Source organism: Deferrisoma palaeochoriense (genome assembly GCF_054656955.1).
The window spans coordinates 1-1,891 of sequence record NZ_BAAHXI010000145.1; the positions used below are offsets into that span (position 1 = coordinate 1).

Annotated in this window: 3 protein-coding genes; all 3 read right to left on the bottom strand. The window is 63.4% G+C overall.

Going from position 1 to position 1,891, the window contains the following annotated elements; genetic code table 11:
* Positions 1–96 precede the first annotated feature (96 nt).
* On the bottom strand, positions 97–414 hold the full coding sequence (locus ACYQ8L_RS18415) for an addiction module antidote protein (protein ID WP_459943281.1): 318 nt from the start codon (positions 412–414) through the stop codon (positions 97–99).
* Positions 415–417: 3 nt separating this feature from the next.
* On the bottom strand, positions 418–714 hold the full coding sequence (locus ACYQ8L_RS18420; protein WP_459943282.1) for a type II toxin-antitoxin system RelE/ParE family toxin: 297 nt from the start codon (positions 712–714) through the stop codon (positions 418–420).
* A gap of 308 nt (positions 715–1,022) precedes the next feature.
* Positions 1,023–1,268 (bottom strand): type II toxin-antitoxin system Phd/YefM family antitoxin, encoded by a 246-nt coding sequence (locus ACYQ8L_RS18425; protein WP_459943283.1) that lies wholly within the window; start codon positions 1,266–1,268, stop codon positions 1,023–1,025.
* Positions 1,269–1,891 lie beyond the last annotated feature (623 nt).

Below are 1,891 nucleotides of genomic sequence, written 5' to 3' on the forward strand. Positions count from 1 at the left end.
CCTCGGAAGCGGCGGCAGTTGGCCCGTCCCCACGTCCACGCGTCCCAACGTCCGCACGGTCGAACGACCCGCGCTCCACGACCGAATCGGGGGGAGTCAGTCGCCCTCTACGCCTTCGGGCCTTGTGGCGGGGCGGAACTCCACCTCAAGCCCGACCGCCCGGGCCACCTTGAGGATCGTCGCAAACCGAGGATTCCCGGATTCCGACAGGGCCTTGTAAAGCCCTTCGCGGCTCAGCCCCGTGGCTCGGGCGAGGCTGGCCATGTTCCGGGCGCGGGCGATATCCCCGAGAGCCGCCTGAATGAGTTTCCCGTCTCCGGTGTCCTCGTGGACACAGGCGGTGAGGTAGCGAGCGATGTCCTCCGGCGTTTTCAGGTAGTCAACCGGGTCCCAACGGGTGAACTTCTCTGGCATCCGTTATCTTCTCCATTCCCTGGCCAGGCGTTTGGCGCGCTGGATGTCCCTCTTCTGCGAAGATTTATCTCCGCCACACAGCAGCACAACCGTGCGTTCGTCCGGTCGGAGAAAGTAGATCCTGTACCCGGGGCCGTGGAAGACTCGCAGTTCGCACACGCCCTGTTCGAGCGCCTTCACATCGCCCATGTGTCCAAGCGAGACCTTCCGTAAGCGTGCGTTGATCCGGGCGACACCCACCGGGTCCCGAAGTTCCCGAAGCCAGCGATCGAAGGTCTCGCTCCTCAGAATCTCGATCATCAGCCAACGCTAGGACTCTTCGGCCCCCATGTAAACCACAGTTAACGTCTTGTGGGCAAGCGCGACGTTTCGATCTGACGCCCCAATCGGAACGGCCGGAAAGCGTGGACGGGGAGCGGTTCAGGCGCTTCGCGCGCCGTTGGGACACGAGGACGTTGGGACCTCGGGACGTTTGGACGTCTGGACGTTAGGCCGTTACGTCCGCACGTCCACGCGTCCTAACGTCCGCACGGTCAAACGACCCGCGCCAGTTGTCCCCCTGCCGCCCTTGTTCGCATGCGCCAGGTAGCGCCTTCTTGAGCTCGGCATCACTCCTTCGGTTCTCCAACCGAGGCGGCCCGTTCGCGCCCTTCGCGGATAATGCGGACCAGGTCTTCCGACGTGACGTCGGCTTCGATCCCGTCCACGTCCAAGGGAGAGCGTCCGGTGGGTTCCGGCATCAGGGCAAATACCGACCCATCTCTTCTTTGAATGAGCACTTTGCCGGCCGACTGGGCCTCTTCCAGGATTCGAGCGAGATTCTGCCTCGCCTCTGTGTACGTGTAGACCTTCATGCTGTAATCTCCGGGGCCAAGACGGCTAGGCGCAAAGCGCACTCCCGCATGCGGCGGTCCAGCGTGAGCAACGGGAGTCTGTTGCGAATGGCGCATTCCAAGTAGTACGCATCGTAGGCCTAAATCCCTAAGTCTGCCGCGATTCGCAGCGACGCCTCCAGGTTGGTGCTCACGTATCGAACCGGGATTCTCTCGAACGCGCGAATTCCCTCTATGGCTCGGGGAGGGGAGAGGCGATTTCTTCGAAGCATCGCAGAAAACGCGTTTCCGACCTCCCAGGGTAAGCAGCCGGGTGCCAAAAGACCCGCGTTGCGGGTCAGCCTGACCAGCGTACGCTTCTCAGGTTCGTTCAGCACCACCGCCAGCACAACGGAGGCGTCCACGACGAACATCGTACCCAAAGCAGTCCTCCCCCGTCCGGTCGCGAGGCATGATTAGGGTACATGCCAGGGGTGAGGTCGACAAGCGCGCGGTCGGCCACGCGGTCCAAGGCCCCCGGTGGATTGGCCGATCCGTGGGGCGAAGCCGGCGGCCGAGGCGGGTTCGGCTGGGAGGAGCCAGTGGCGGGCGAAGCGAAACCTATAGACCTTGCAGCCCACCAAGGTTAGTGGCGAGCTTTGCGG